This window comes from Ponticaulis profundi (genome assembly GCF_042659465.1).
Taxonomy (GTDB): Bacteria; Pseudomonadota; Alphaproteobacteria; order Caulobacterales; family Hyphomonadaceae; genus Ponticaulis; species Ponticaulis profundi.
This window is the reverse complement of sequence record NZ_JBHSSW010000028.1, coordinates 179,358-192,458: the sequence shown is the minus strand read 5'-3', so window position 1 is coordinate 192,458 and position 13,101 is coordinate 179,358. Positions and strand designations below refer to the sequence as shown.

Genomic DNA, 13,101 nt, shown 5'->3' with positions numbered 1-13,101 from the left:
AGCCTATCTCGACAACAACTTTGGCAAAAACGAGACGGGCAAGGTTAACTTGCTGAAATTTATGATTCGGATTGACGAAATATGACCGGTTTCAGCAGTTCCACGATTTCCGGGATCGGTTTTCGTGCACCACCGGTCGCATGTATCGTAACGGCAATGATGTTCGCCGTCGCAATGACATCCGCTCCACGCAGGCAAGCCTGCTCAAACAGAATTCGCGGCCCTTTCAGTCCCAGATAACGGGTGCGAATCCACAGCTCATCTTCAACCTGCGCCGCATTCTTGAAGTCGAGATCAACCTTGATGATTGTGAAGGCGGCCGGGTCCGGACGATTAAGCAAATCCTGATGAGATACGCCCGCATCACGCAAATGATCCGATCGACCGCGTTCGAAATATTTGAGATAATTGGCATGATACACCATCCCGGTGAAATCGGTGTCTTCATAGTAAACGCGCACCGAGCGCCAATGCTGGTTCTGCTCGTCGAAATTTCGGTCATTCAGAGGTGGAGGAAGCATGTTTACGCCAATACCCTTATGTTCATCCAATCACAGGTGAATCGCGCGAAATCGCTTCACGTTCCACCCCAGTGGCGCCGAATAGTCGTTTTCATCCGTCAAACCGCGTGCAAAAAAGCGTGATGCACTTCAATTGGCTTCCCGAACCCGTTCTGCGCGGCTTTCAACGCCGCTGTCCCGCCTGCGGGAAAGGACAGCTCTTTTCCGGCTATCTGAAACTGAATGAAACCTGCCCAGAGTGCGGCGAAACCTTTTCTCACGAACGTGCCGCAGACGGACCGGCCTGGCTGACCGTGCTGATACTGGGGCCGATCTTCGCGCCTTTGATTTTCGTCACATCGCTTAAGGCACCCCTTCCCATATGGGTGACATTTCCTCTGCTCGGCGGTACCATGTTCGCCACGGCTTTGACGCTGCTCGCCTTTATGAAAGGCGGCTGGATCGGAGCGCTGTGGCATATGGATCAGAAGAAGACGTCCTAGGAGTCCCGTCCTGCTGGCTTCACGGGTAAACTGTCACCAAATTCGAACCAGTCGGCGGTATGGCTTTCCCAGATATGCATGTCGGGCTTTTCTCGCAGCGGCGTATCCAGTGACGCAACGCGCAGTCTGCGAGTCCGGGATTTCACGAAATCTGCCATCAGATGAGTGCCGCATTTCGGGCAAAACCAGCGCCGTTTTCCCGGGCTTGATTCAAAAAAGCTGACAATTGGTTCGCCCTGCGTCCACTTAAATCCATCCCAACTGACACCGAGTGTCGTCGTAAACGCTGCCGCATGTGCCTTCTGACACGTCTTGCAGTGGCAATGGTGAAACGTACCGAGCGGCCCTTTTGCGCGGTAGTGAACAGCTCCACAAAGACACGAACCGTTTAACGCGACTTCACTCATCAACATACTCCGCCAGATCAAAGCTGATTATACAGACATCGCGAGTATCTGGCTGATTTCCGAAAGCGTTCTTCCGCTTTCAGCACGCCATTTTGAGACCGCTGCCTGTGTCCCGGCCATATCCCGCTTAGAGTTCGGCGTTTTATCGACCACGCCGTTTGCAATCAGCGCCGCGACCACATCCTGCGAAAAAACGAGGCTTTCCAGCCCCATACGACGCAGGAAGATCATGCCGGAGGTCCCGCCGAGGCGGCTGGTGCGCTTGCGCATGGCGATCAGGTTTTCAAAATACTGATCCGGGTCCCAGCTGGCAAAGAAAGCGCCGACGCTGCCATGCTCGGTAATCAGGTCTCTGAAATAGAGCGCATTCCTGCCAATAGATGCGAGCCGCATGGCATTGCGGATGATGCTTGCATCCTGCATCAGGCGACCCATTTCCTCATCGGCCATCATCGCCCAGTAGTGCACATCGAAGCCGTTGAAGGATTTTTCGAAATTCGGCCATTTCTTGTCGACAACATCCCAGTTGAAGCCCGCCTGAAAAATCATGCGTGTTGCCTCAGCCAGCCAGCGATCATTGGGAGTGGCGGCAATCTCTTCAGATGAACGCACCTGACAGCGGCGAGCGAGCGTCTCCTCGATCTTTTCCGCGCCATGCTTTTCCAGCGCGCGTGCTTCGATTGTGTGAAACTGGTACATGATGTCTCCCGGGACAAAGGCCGCAGGTCGGTTTAGGTCATCAACGCACGAGACACTGTCAGGAGTAAAGCGAAAGCCTCATCACTCAAACAGATCGCCACTCTGCTTTGAAACCGGGCGCGGAACGCCAAGCCGGTCATATGCGGCAGGCGCCGCCGTACGTCCGCGCGGCGTCCGCGCTATAAAACCATTCTGCATGAGATAAGGCTCAATCACGTCTTCAATCGCGTCCCTTGCCTCAGAAAGCGCAGCTGCCAGCGTTTCCACACCAACAGGACCGCCCGCATAGGTTTTGACCAGGGCGTGCAGATAGCGCCGATCAAGAGCATCCAGACCATCCGGGTCGATCTCCAGCCGTTTGAGCGCCCGGTCCGCCGCCCCCTGATTGATGGCACTTCCCTCAGCATCGGCAAAGTCGCGCACACGGCGCAACAGTCTCAGAGCGATGCGAGGCGTGCCACGCGCCCGCCGCGCGATTTCCAGCGCGCCATCCTCCGTGATCGACACATCCAGCTTCACAGCTGCCGCACGCACAATTCTGGCGAGGTCTTCGGGTTCATAGAACTCCAGACGCATGGGAATGCCGAAGCGATCACGCAATGGCGTCGCGAGCAGGCCAGCCCGCGTTGTCGCACCAACCAGCGTGAAAGGGGCCAGATCAAGCCGAACAGAACGCGCTGCAGGCCCTTCGCCAATCATGATATCGAGCGCATAGTCTTCCATGGCCGGATAAAGGATTTCCTCTACGGCAGGAGGAAGACGGTGAATCTCGTCAATAAAGAGCACATCATTCGGCTCCAGATTGGTCAGAATGGCGGCCAGATCACCCGCTTTGGCGATCACTGGCCCGGATGTCGAGCGAAAGCCGGTTCCAAGCTCCTTGGCGAGAATTTGCGCAAGTGTCGTCTTGCCGAGACCAGGCGGCCCGAACAGCAAAACATGATCGAGCGCCTCACCCCGATTGCGCGCGCCGTCTACATACACTTTCAGATTGGCCTTGGCGCGGCTCTGACCAACATAGTCGTCAAAGCTTTGCGGACGCAGCGCACGATCCAGCGCATCGCCAGGCATCATATCTGGGTCAGACAGGCGGTTCTCATCGCTCATTGCGAGAGTTCCTTCAGCGCAGCTTTGATCAGGGCGGACACATTCTCAGCATCAACGGCTTTTGCAGCAGATGCAACGGCGCGCGCCGCATCAACTTGCTGGTAGCCGAGATTGACGAGTGCAGACACGGCTTCGGCTCGTGTACCAGACGGCGCCTCGGGAACTGTTTTTCCGTCCGATGATTGGGCCGGGCCAATGACTTGTCCAAAACGCCCCATAGGCGGCGCCTTGCCAGAAAGCTCCGAGACAATGCGCTCTGCCATCTTCTTGCCGACGCCTTTGGCGCGGGTCAGGCTGGCAGCATCGCCCAGCGCAATCGCATCCATCAACCCCTGACTGCCGAGCGCATCCAGAACGGCAAGCGCGACTTTACCGCCGACACTCGGGACATCCAGAAGCCGGACGAACCAGGCGCGTGTTTCGTCATTCTCAAACGCAAACAACTGAATCGAATTTTCGGTGACGCGTGTCTCAATATGCAGCTCGGCCTCATCGCCCGGTGCGAGCTTTCCAAGCAGCCGCGTTCCGGCGAGGGCAACATAACCGACGCCGTTTACATTGATCAGCACATTATCGACGCCTGTCGATAAAATGCACCCCTTCAGCCAGCCAATGATCATGCTACGCCTCGCAATGCGCCCGGATGATAATGCGCCGCACAGATGGCACAGGCGAGTGCATCGGCCGCGTCTGCTTTCATCTCACCTGCGCGCGGAAGCAATCGCTTTACCATAAAGCTGATCTGTTCCTTGTCCGCCTTTCCCGTTCCAACGATTGCCTGCTTTATCCGGCGCGGCGCGAATTCAGCGACCTGAACCGTTGAAACAGCAAGCGCCGTCATTGCGGCGCCCCGCGCCTGCCCCAGCTTGAGCGCACTTTGTGCGCCAGCATTCACCAGCGTTTCCTCTACGCCTGCAAAATCGGGCTGATGTTCAATCACCAAAGCACTGACACTGCGGTAGATCACCGCCAGTCGCTCTGCCAGAGGCAATTGCGGGTCAGGCGAAATAACACCGTGTGCAATGTGAGTCAGACGCGGCCCGGTCGACACAATCATGCCCCAGCCAGTATGTCGAAGTCCGGGATCAATCCCGAGGATACGAAGAGGTGCTGCCATAAGCATGTTTCTGCGCCCGGAATGGTAAATTGCGACTTAATGTTTCTCGTTTTGTTCGCATGCCGGGTCAAGCTCGGAGCGCAATCGAATACCGATTTACCGGGGACTGATCAGGCGTGTGCCTTATTCATCGGGAAAAAGGCATAGCCTTCATCCTCAAAACTCGGTTCTTCCATTCGATAGATAAATTCGGGATAGATGCGGGGCGTCGGAAAACCAGCACGCGGCCGAGTATCGGCCCAGGGCTTGTCACGCATGACCATACGCACAGCCATCTGCTCAGCCTCTTCCATGGTTTCCGCCTCAACCTCACGTGAGGTGTGAAAGCCAAACAGCTTCCAACGACCATTCAGATGAAGCGCAAAATGCTCGCCTCTCATCATCACGCGATATACTGGCATGCTTTCCCCGGAATTTGAGCGCACATTTCGCGCGCAACCGAACCGATCCACTTCTATGCAACATCTGAGATGTAAAACAACCAATCAAGTCAGGCTTTGACTGATTTTCTGGTTACTGACGCTTATCCGGCTTCGTTTATGGGCCCGTCAAACGCCATTGAATGCCAAGGTTTGGTCCACCCGAAACGGTTTCTGTCCATCCCATGGCAGCATATGCGGCGAGCGCACCTGTGTTCTGCGTATCAAGATCAACCTGTAAAGGTCCGGACGACAAGGTCCGCCCCACATCCAGAAGACCACGCGCCACACCGCAAAAGCGCCAGTTCATATCCACGAACAGATGGGAGACATAACAACGCTCTGTCAGGAAAACGATAAACCCGATGACCCCCGCATCTTTCTCATGAGCGACAAGAACCGAGGAGTATTTCAGCGCATAACGCAATGTGTTGAGATCCGGCCCCGGCTCCGTTCGCCAAGGCAGCTCAGTGTGGCAGTCCAGAAAAACACGCTCAATCGCTGCACGGTCATTGCGCGAATGGGGCCTGATTTCCCAACCGGCCGAGGAGTGGGCCATAAGTGCCATAAATGGACGATATGACAGGAAAACTGTTTCGAAAAGGGCCTTTACGGGGTGTCGTTAAGGCAAGCAGAGCGCCTTTTGAGAAATAATTTCACAGCATATCGCACGACACCTTCCCCCAAACCGGGGAGGCGAACCGAATTGATTGGCAATAGCCTTAGGCAGCTGATTTCTTATAAAACCTGTTTGCAAAACAAATAGATAAGCACCTAAACTTGCGACCCTGGACTGCAGTTTTGCTCAGTAGTGGAGAACCTGTTTGCATGCCTAAAATGATCAAGGGAGCAGCCTTCGTCAGCTGCGCGATTTTTTTCCAATTCGCGCAGGCACAGGACAGCCCGCAGGTGCAGATTTTCAAGGCTTCAACGATTGCAAAAGCGGTTGATGAGCGCTGCGAAGTGCTGACCTACGGACAGTCCAGAGCGCTCGACTATCTGAACGATACAGTGTCGCAACTTCTGTCCCAACAGTTTGGCGGCGACGCGGTTAAGAGCACGCGCAGTCAGCTCATCAGCGAAGTTGAGGCCATGGGCGGGAGCTGCCTCCCCCGCGAAGGCAATGAAGGGCTGTGGGGCAATATCGATATTGCGCAGGTCATGGCAGACGCCGTTATTGCAGCGCCTGCCTCCATGCCGGCCGAGATTGAGAGCTGTAAAACCTTCGAGCACAGCCAGACCCCGATCACCCGCCAGGAGATGAGCGCAGCGAAAGCCGCGATCGACCCAAAATACGCAGCCTCGAGCTTCAAACCCATGTACGAACAAATGCGCGATTCCATCGTTGCCGACATCACCACCGGATGCTCAACGGAAGGCGTGTCGAAAATCCTGCAAGGAGTCTCGGGCTACACCTACCGGCAGTCCGCGATCAGCGATGAAGCAACGCCATTTGGGACCTGGCGAAACCGGGCCGAAATGTCGGATTTCTTCTCAGACTATTACCAGTTGGTAGCATATCGCACGGACGACTCTCCAAACGGCGAAACAGTTGTGCTCAATCTCAGAGCTAACGGAACCTTCAGCAATCACGGCAGCATGAAAATCAACCGGTCGGGCGAGTGGAAGGCAACTCTCTCCGGAAGCGTTGATACGCTACAGATCAAACCGAGCGGACAAGAGGGCTTTAACTTTACAAAAACCAGCCGCGAAGACGAAGGCGGCTTTCTTGGCGAAAGCCGGTTCACCCTGCCTGCTGAGGCGCGTGACGCATTGCTTGCCATGCCCGACGAAACAGAACTGGTTATGCTCTATCAGCCCCAGGGAGGTCGCTTCTATCAGTTTCTTAGCAGCGGAAGCGATCCGGGCAAGACGACCGTCGGTCTGTTGAAAAAAGCCATTGCCTGGTCTACCGCACCCCGCCCTGTGGAGTAGTACTTTCATCGCATCGTGGGACTTTACAGCTCCACATTCTTTCGTAGGTTGATTGTCGGGCGGAAGAGGACATCAGAGATGGTGAATGCGGTTTTGGTTCAGGGATCGCAATCTGACTATGATGATCAGCCCGGTATCTCCTATCATTTTCCAAAGCGCTATTTGCGCCGCATGGAGCAAACTGTCGGTGATTGGGTCGTGTTCTTTGCGCCCGTGAAAGACAACGGCTTTAGCAAAGATGGGCGCGGCGCTTACTATGCTGCGGCAAGAATTGATAGCATTGCCCGCGATCAAAAGCTGGATGAGCACTTTTATGCGTACTACACGCCCAACACTTACGCGAGTTTCGCCAGCGCGGTGCCAAGACAAATAGATGGCCGCTTTTTGGAGCCCTCCCTTCAAGGGCGAGACGGAAAGGCAAATTCTGGCGTTTCCCAGAATGCCGTGCGCCATATCCCGTTCGAGGCATTCCGCGAAATTCTAGCCCGCGGCTGGCGAGAAATCGAGATCGAACTGCCACGTTACGACCCAACAAACGATGTCCCCCACGGTTTGTCCGAGGCCGCCGCTGAATTCGAATTGGATTTCGAGCGACAGACGATCTCAGAACTTGTGAACCGCAAGGTTCGGGACGTTCGGTTCAGAGGCTCTGTCCTGTTAGCGTACGAGAAGCGTTGTGCTGTCACGGGCTGGCAGTTCGTAAATGGCGGAGGACGCGCTGAAGTCGAAGGCGCGCATATCAAGCCAGTTGCTCACCAGGGACCAGACACTATCGAAAACGGTTTAGCACTTTCAGGCACCGTGCATTGGATGTTTGACCGCGGCCTCATCTCAATCGCGGCAAATGATGAGATTCTTATTTCAAGGAAGGTGAACAATTCTGATGAAGTGCGGCGTATCATCAATCCAACTGGTAAGTTGATCCGACCAAAGCGACCAGAACATCAACCGCATCCAGCGTTTATTGCTTGGCATAGAGAACACTTCGGTTTTGCTGCTTAGCAATAAAAAAGGCGGGCCGAAGCCCGCCTTGAAAGCCTGTTAGCCTTCTTTTTTCTTCATGCGCTTACGCTCGTTCGGATCGAGATAGACCTTGCGCAGGCGAATGTTCTCCGGCGTGACTTCAACCAGTTCATCATCCTGAATATAGGCCAGCGCACGCTCGAGCGTGAGCTTCATTGGCGGCGTCAAACGCACGGCTTCATCGGTACCGGATGCACGGACGTTAGAGAGCTTCTTACCCTTCAGAACGTTCACTTCCAGGTCGTTGTCGCGTGAGTGCTCACCGACGATCATGCCGCCGTAAACCTTCTCGCCCGGATCGATCATGATCTTGCCGCGATCCTCAAGGTTCCACAGCGCAAATGCAACCGCATCGCCCTGCTCCATCGCGATCAGAACGCCTGTGTGACGGCCCGTGATCTTGCCCTTGTGAGGCTGATACTCAAAGAAGACGCGGTTCATGATGGCCGTGCCACGCGTATCGGACAGCAGCTCGCCTTGGTAACCGATCAGACCCCGTGTTGGCGCGTGGAAGACAAGACGTGTACGACCAACACCGGAAGGGCGCATCTCGACCATGTCTGCCTTACGCTCAGAAAGCTTCTGAACCACAGCGCCGGAGTGCTCATCATCGACGTCGATCACGACTTCTTCGACCGGCTCCAGCTTGTTGCCGTTCTCATCTTCCTTGAAGACAACCTGAGGACGGGACACACCCAGCTCAAAGCCTTCACGGCGCATGGTTTCAATCAGAACCGAAAGCTGAAGCTCGCCGCGGCCAGCCACTTCAAAGGCCTCAGCCTCCGTAGAGCGGGTCACTTTCAGAGCGACGTTACCTTCGGCCTCTTTCAAAAGGCGGTCCCAGATCATGCGGGACGTCACTTTGGAGCCTTCCGTACCGGCCAGCGGCGAGTCGTTCACGCGGAACGTCATGGCGATGGTCGGCGGATCAATCGGCTGAGCTTGCATCGGCTCGTCCACATCCAGCGCGCAGATCGTGTCAGCAACGGTTGCCTTGGTCAGACCAGAGATCGAAACGATGTCACCCGCAACGCCTTCTTCGATCGGGGTGCGCTCGAGTCCACGGAAAGCAAGCACCTTCGAAATCCGTCCCTGCTCAACCGTTTTGCCATCACGGGAGAGAGCCTTGATCGCCATGTTCGGTTTGACCGAACCGGATTCAACGCGCCCTGTGAGAATACGACCGAGGAAATTATCAGCGGAAATTGTGGTGGCCAGCAATTTGAATGGACCTTCGGAGACACGCGGCTCCGGAACGTGATCCATGACGAGCTGGAACAGCTTGTCCATATTGTCGCTTGGATTTTCATAATCGTCGCTCATCCAGCCATTCTTCGCCGATCCGTACAGGATCGGGAAATCAAGCTGCTCATCGTCAGCGTCCAGATTGGCGAACAGGTCGAAGACTTCATTGACAACTTCGTCCGGACGACGCTCTGGCTTGTCGATCTTGTTCAGCGCCACGATTGGACGCAAGCCAACTTTCAGAGCTTTCTGAACGACGAATTTCGTCTGTGGCATCGGACCTTCAGCCGCGTCGACCAGAACAATACAACCATCCACCATGTGCAGAATGCGCTCAACTTCGCCGCCGAAGTCGGCGTGGCCTGGCGTGTCCACAATGTTGATCCGGTGACCATTCCATTCGACAGATGTCGTTTTCGCCAGAATGGTGATGCCACGCTCTTTTTCCAGATCGTTGGAATCCATCATCCGGTCAGATGTTGCTTCGTTTTCGCGGAACGTGCCGGACTGTTTCAGCAGTTCATCAACCAGGGTCGTCTTGCCGTGGTCGACGTGCGCAATGATTGCGATATTTCGCATGGACATGATGTCAGAGCCTTGCGTGTGGGGAGATAAGTTGCGCCGCACATAAGCGAAAATGTCCCGCTTGGCTATGGCTGATCCGACTGGAAGCTGAATTCATGCGAATGTCGTCTCATTTATGTCGGAACACTTGAGCGATTTGCTTCGTTATTGCGGGTGACGGCGCTGCGACTGCAACGCCATCAAACGAAAGGAGTACCCCATGAGTAAACGAGCAGAAGGCAAGAAACTTGCCATCCTCGCCACAAACGGCTTCGAGCAAATCGAGCTGACATCGCCAAAGGACGCGATTCAAAACGCTGGGGGTCAGGCCTTTATTGTATCGCCGGAAAACGGACGCATTCAGGGCAATAACCACCGCGACCTCGGCGACTATTTCGATGTTGATACATCGCTCGACGACGCAAAAGCAGAAGATTATGACGCGCTGTTGATACCTGGCGGACTGTTCAGTCCGGATGCGCTTCGCACAAACCAGGCAGCGCTCGATTTCACATCGGCCTTCTTCGAGCAGAAAAAGCCGGTCTTTGCGATCTGTCACGGGCCACAGGTCCTGATTTCAGCAAACCTGGTCAATGGTCGCCATGTGACGTCGATTGAATCGGTGCAGCAGGACCTGAAAAATGCTGGCGCAAAGGTAACAGATTCACCGGTTGTGGTGGACAAGGGTCTTGTAACGTCCCGCAAGCCTGACGATCTGAGTCAGTTCAACGACAAGATCGTCGAAGAGATTTGTGAAGGCAAACACGATGGCCAACGTCAATCCGTCGCCGCATGAGCGCGGGTCCATCACCTGTCGACAACGACCTCTCAATCGGGGGGCGCCTCTCGGCGCCCCTTCTTTTATTTTGCTGAATTTCTAATTTTTCAGGTTGCGAATTATATCATGTCTGATGCGTTTAAAGCTCTGTCTCACCCCATTCGCCGCCAGATTCTTGGCTTGCTTAAAACAGACGCAAAATCGTCTGGCGACCTGACGGAGGCCTTCAGCGTAAGCTGGCCGACCATATCGAACCATCTCAGCGTGCTAAAAGAAGCACAGCTGGTGACGACTGAACGTCGCGGCACGACCATCCTTTATCATCTGAATCCATCAAAGATTGAACAGATCGGCTCGTGTCTGCTTGAACTGATTGGTCAGACCAAGGCGACATCAAAAGCAGGCTGAACCCCACACCGGTTTTCAGGCCTCCCAGCCATACAAAAAAGGCGTTACCCGCAAGCAACGCCTTCGAAATAGTATCATTTGCGTCACGGCTTAGCCAATGACTTCCTTCAGGAAATTTCCGAGTTCCGTCCAGCTACGCGCATCTGCCGACGGGCTGTACACAGTTCCGAAATCGGGATCATTTGCACCCTTGTTTGTGAAAGCGTGCATGGTGTTGCCATAAGCCACCAATTGCCAGTCCGCTTTCTTCTTCGTCATTTCATTGCAGACGCCAACCATGGCTTCCGGGTCAGCCATCGGGTCATCATACCCGTGCAAAATCAGAACCTTCGCCGTGATCTCTGTGTCATCAGGGAGATTATCAGCAGCCATGAACAGGCCGTGGAACGACGCCACACCAACGACATCCAATCCGGCACGCGCCTCGTCAAGCGCACACAGACCGCCGAAGCAATAACCGATGCCGACCGTCTTTTCCTTACCAATTCCGGTTTCTTTTTGCGCGGTCGCAATCGACGTTGCCAGGCGGCTCTGAAGCTTTGCGCGATCGGATGCCAGCGGGTTCATCAACGCCTGACATTCCTCAGTCGTTTCACCGCGCTCGCCCTTGCCATAAATGTCGTAGGCAAAGGCTGCATAGCCGAGACCAGACAGTCGATCACAAACTTCTCTCTCGTGATCGGACAGTCCACCCCATGCATGGCCAACCACCACCAGGCCGATCGGTGCGGCTTCGCCCGGAAGAGCGAGATAGCCTTCATAGGTTTTCTCGGAATCTGAATATTCAACGGTACGCGTGGCCATGTTGTGTGCCTCCCTCTGGCAAAAATTCCTCACCTCTCAGTTAGACCGGCCTTGAGGGTGTTTCAATGGCGAAAGCCCCCAGCTTCGGTAAACGCAAACGTGAAGAGCCATGCACAAAGTGAATGGAACATGACGTTTCCTCCTCTCGTTGAGTCCTCGTTGAACACGAGAAAACGAGAGAATGACATGAAGACCGAAATCGAAACCATCAATCCGGCTGATGGCAGCCAGCTCACAACTTATGAAATGATGAGTGACGACCAGATGAAGGCCGCGATCAACGCATGCCATGAAGCATTTCTGGAATGGCGCGAGCGCCCCCTCAAAGAGCGCGCTGAATTAATCGGAAAGATCGGCGAAGCACTCAGCGATGCCAAGGCCGAGCTGTCCGAACTCATGGTCAAGGAAATGGGGAAACTCTACAGCCAGGCCGAGGAAGAAATCGATCTGTGTGTCGGTATTTGCCAGTACACAGCAGAAAACGGACCGAAAGAACTCGAAGGTGAAGCCCGTGACATTCAGAACGGCGCGAAAGGCGAAATCGAGTATGCGCCCATCGGGGTCATTTACGGCATCCAACCGTGGAACTTCCCAGCTTATCAGGTCATCCGTTACTCGATCGCCAACCTGATGGCTGGCAATGGCGTACTTCTGAAACACGCCGAATCCGTCACCGGATCAGGTCTCAAATTGCAGGATATCTATCTAAAGGCAGGATTGCCTCAGAACCTCTTCAGTGTGCTGCGTATTACGCATGACCAGTCCGAGAAAGTCATCGAACATGATCTTGTACGCGGTGTGACACTGACCGGCTCCTCAGACGCAGGCCGCAAAATTGCCGAACAGGCTGGCCGCGTGCTGAAGAAAACCGTTCTCGAGCTGGGTTCCAACGACGCCTACCTCGTTCTTTCAGACGCCGATATCGATCTGGCCGTCGAAACCTCGGTCCAGGGCCGGATTTACAACAATGGTGAGACCTGTGTTGCCGCTAAACGATTTGTTGTCGTGAATGAGGTGTACGACGAGTTCGTCTCCAAGTTTGTCGCTGCCATGAAGGATCTGAAGATTGGCGATCCAATGGAGGATGGCGTCGATATCGGCCCTATGGCCCGCGCAGACCTTCGCGATACACTGCATGATCAGGTCCAGAAGAGTGTTGAAAAGGGCGCAAAAGTGCTCTGCGGTGGAGACATCCCAGAAAAGCCGGGCTTCTATTACCCAGCCACCGTGCTCACAGACGTCAGCGCCGGTCAGCCAGCCTATGACGATGAGCTTTTCGGTCCGGTGGCCTCTGTGATCCGCGCAAAGAATGATGAAGACGCGATGCGCATTGCCAATGACAGCCGCTTCGGACTTGGAGGTGGTATCTTCTCGCGCGATGTAGAGAAGGCAAAGGCGATGGCCAAAACGCATTTCGACACCGGCATGGTGTTCATTAACGGCTTTGGCCTTGCGACGCCGAGCATGCCGTTCGGCGGCGTCAAAAATTCCGGATATGGCCGCGAACATGGTGGATTTGGCATGAAGGAATTCGTCAACGCCAAATCAGTTTGCGTCATGGCCGCATAAAAATCTTAAAGAAAAGCCCGGCA

The 13,101-nt window shown here is 54.7% G+C and carries 16 protein-coding genes; 6 read left to right on the top strand and 10 right to left on the bottom strand.

Translation table 11 applies throughout. From position 1 onward, the window contains the following. Window positions 1–59: 59 nt before the first annotated feature. Entirely contained in the window at window positions 60–551 is a 492-nt protein-coding gene (locus tag ACFQDM_RS14710; RefSeq protein ID WP_377380307.1) for a YbgC/FadM family acyl-CoA thioesterase, read from the bottom strand. 92 nt (window positions 552–643) lie between these two features. Here ACFQDM_RS14710 and ACFQDM_RS14705 point away from each other — a divergent pair, with 92 nt between their 5' ends. Then, on the top strand, window positions 644–1,003 hold the full coding sequence (locus tag ACFQDM_RS14705; protein ID WP_377380305.1) for a DUF983 domain-containing protein: 360 nt from the start codon (window positions 644–646) through the stop codon (window positions 1,001–1,003). Here ACFQDM_RS14705 and ACFQDM_RS14700 read toward each other — a convergent pair. From ACFQDM_RS14700 to ACFQDM_RS14670, 7 genes are all read right to left on the bottom strand, one after another. After that, window positions 1,000–1,410 (bottom strand): GFA family protein, encoded by a 411-nt coding sequence (locus tag ACFQDM_RS14700; RefSeq protein WP_377380303.1) that lies wholly within the window; start codon window positions 1,408–1,410, stop codon window positions 1,000–1,002. The two genes, ACFQDM_RS14705 and ACFQDM_RS14700, sit on opposite strands and share 4 nt — an antisense overlap. 27 nt (window positions 1,411–1,437) lie before the next feature. Then, on the bottom strand, window positions 1,438–2,109 hold the full coding sequence (locus ACFQDM_RS14695) for a DNA-3-methyladenine glycosylase I (RefSeq protein WP_377380301.1): 672 nt from the start codon (window positions 2,107–2,109) through the stop codon (window positions 1,438–1,440). An 81-nt stretch (window positions 2,110–2,190) separates the two neighbouring features. Next, window positions 2,191–3,216: a Holliday junction branch migration DNA helicase RuvB gene (gene ruvB, locus ACFQDM_RS14690; protein WP_377380299.1), complete on the bottom strand. Its 1,026-nt coding sequence runs from the start codon at window positions 3,214–3,216 to the stop codon at window positions 2,191–2,193. Next, complete coding sequence (ruvA, locus tag ACFQDM_RS14685) at window positions 3,213–3,836, bottom strand: Holliday junction branch migration protein RuvA (protein ID WP_377380296.1); 624 nt, start codon at window positions 3,834–3,836, stop codon at window positions 3,213–3,215. Before ruvA ends, ruvB begins: the two co-directional genes overlap by 4 nt. Next, window positions 3,833–4,333 carry a crossover junction endodeoxyribonuclease RuvC gene (ruvC, locus tag ACFQDM_RS14680; protein ID WP_377380294.1) on the bottom strand — a complete coding sequence of 167 codons (501 nt, stop codon included), beginning with the start codon at window positions 4,331–4,333 and terminating at the stop codon, window positions 3,833–3,835. Before ruvC ends, ruvA begins: the two co-directional genes overlap by 4 nt. Window positions 4,334–4,443: 110 nt before the next feature. After that, the gene (locus ACFQDM_RS14675; protein ID WP_377380292.1) at window positions 4,444–4,734 is read right to left on the bottom strand and encodes a hypothetical protein; all 291 of its coding nucleotides are present in this window, start codon (window positions 4,732–4,734) and stop codon (window positions 4,444–4,446) included. Between the two features lie 136 nt (window positions 4,735–4,870). After that, window positions 4,871–5,311 carry a GNAT family N-acetyltransferase gene (locus ACFQDM_RS14670; RefSeq protein ID WP_377380290.1) on the bottom strand — a complete coding sequence of 147 codons (441 nt, stop codon included), beginning with the start codon at window positions 5,309–5,311 and terminating at the stop codon, window positions 4,871–4,873. 269 nt (window positions 5,312–5,580) lie between these two features. On the opposite strand from ACFQDM_RS14670, the gene ACFQDM_RS14665 reads away from it, so the two are divergent. Beyond that, entirely contained in the window at window positions 5,581–6,687 is a 1,107-nt protein-coding gene (locus tag ACFQDM_RS14665) for a hypothetical protein (RefSeq protein ID WP_377380288.1), read from the top strand. 78 nt (window positions 6,688–6,765) lie between these two features. Further along, window positions 6,766–7,689: an HNH endonuclease gene (locus tag ACFQDM_RS14660; RefSeq protein WP_377380286.1), complete on the top strand. Its 924-nt coding sequence runs from the start codon at window positions 6,766–6,768 to the stop codon at window positions 7,687–7,689. A gap of 39 nt (window positions 7,690–7,728) precedes the next feature. Here the strand turns inward: ACFQDM_RS14660 and typA are convergent, their stop codons facing one another. Beyond that, the gene (gene typA / locus ACFQDM_RS14655) at window positions 7,729–9,540 is read right to left on the bottom strand and encodes a translational GTPase TypA (protein WP_377380284.1); all 1,812 of its coding nucleotides are present in this window, start codon (window positions 9,538–9,540) and stop codon (window positions 7,729–7,731) included. Window positions 9,541–9,739: 199 nt separating this feature from the next. Between typA and ACFQDM_RS14650 the strand changes: the two genes are divergently transcribed. Further along, on the top strand, window positions 9,740–10,315 hold the full coding sequence (locus tag ACFQDM_RS14650; protein WP_377380282.1) for a type 1 glutamine amidotransferase domain-containing protein: 576 nt from the start codon (window positions 9,740–9,742) through the stop codon (window positions 10,313–10,315). A gap of 108 nt (window positions 10,316–10,423) precedes the next feature. Then, window positions 10,424–10,705, top strand: a complete 282-nt coding sequence (locus ACFQDM_RS14645) for a metalloregulator ArsR/SmtB family transcription factor (RefSeq protein ID WP_377380280.1) — start codon at window positions 10,424–10,426, stop codon at window positions 10,703–10,705. 90 nt (window positions 10,706–10,795) lie between these two features. Here the strand turns inward: ACFQDM_RS14645 and ACFQDM_RS14640 are convergent, their stop codons facing one another. Beyond that, window positions 10,796–11,509, bottom strand: a complete 714-nt coding sequence (locus ACFQDM_RS14640; protein ID WP_377380278.1) for a dienelactone hydrolase family protein — start codon at window positions 11,507–11,509, stop codon at window positions 10,796–10,798. A 186-nt stretch (window positions 11,510–11,695) separates the two neighbouring features. On the opposite strand from ACFQDM_RS14640, the gene ACFQDM_RS14635 reads away from it, so the two are divergent. After that, window positions 11,696–13,078 carry an NAD-dependent succinate-semialdehyde dehydrogenase gene (locus tag ACFQDM_RS14635; protein ID WP_377380276.1) on the top strand — a complete coding sequence of 461 codons (1,383 nt, stop codon included), beginning with the start codon at window positions 11,696–11,698 and terminating at the stop codon, window positions 13,076–13,078. Window positions 13,079–13,101 lie beyond the last annotated feature (23 nt).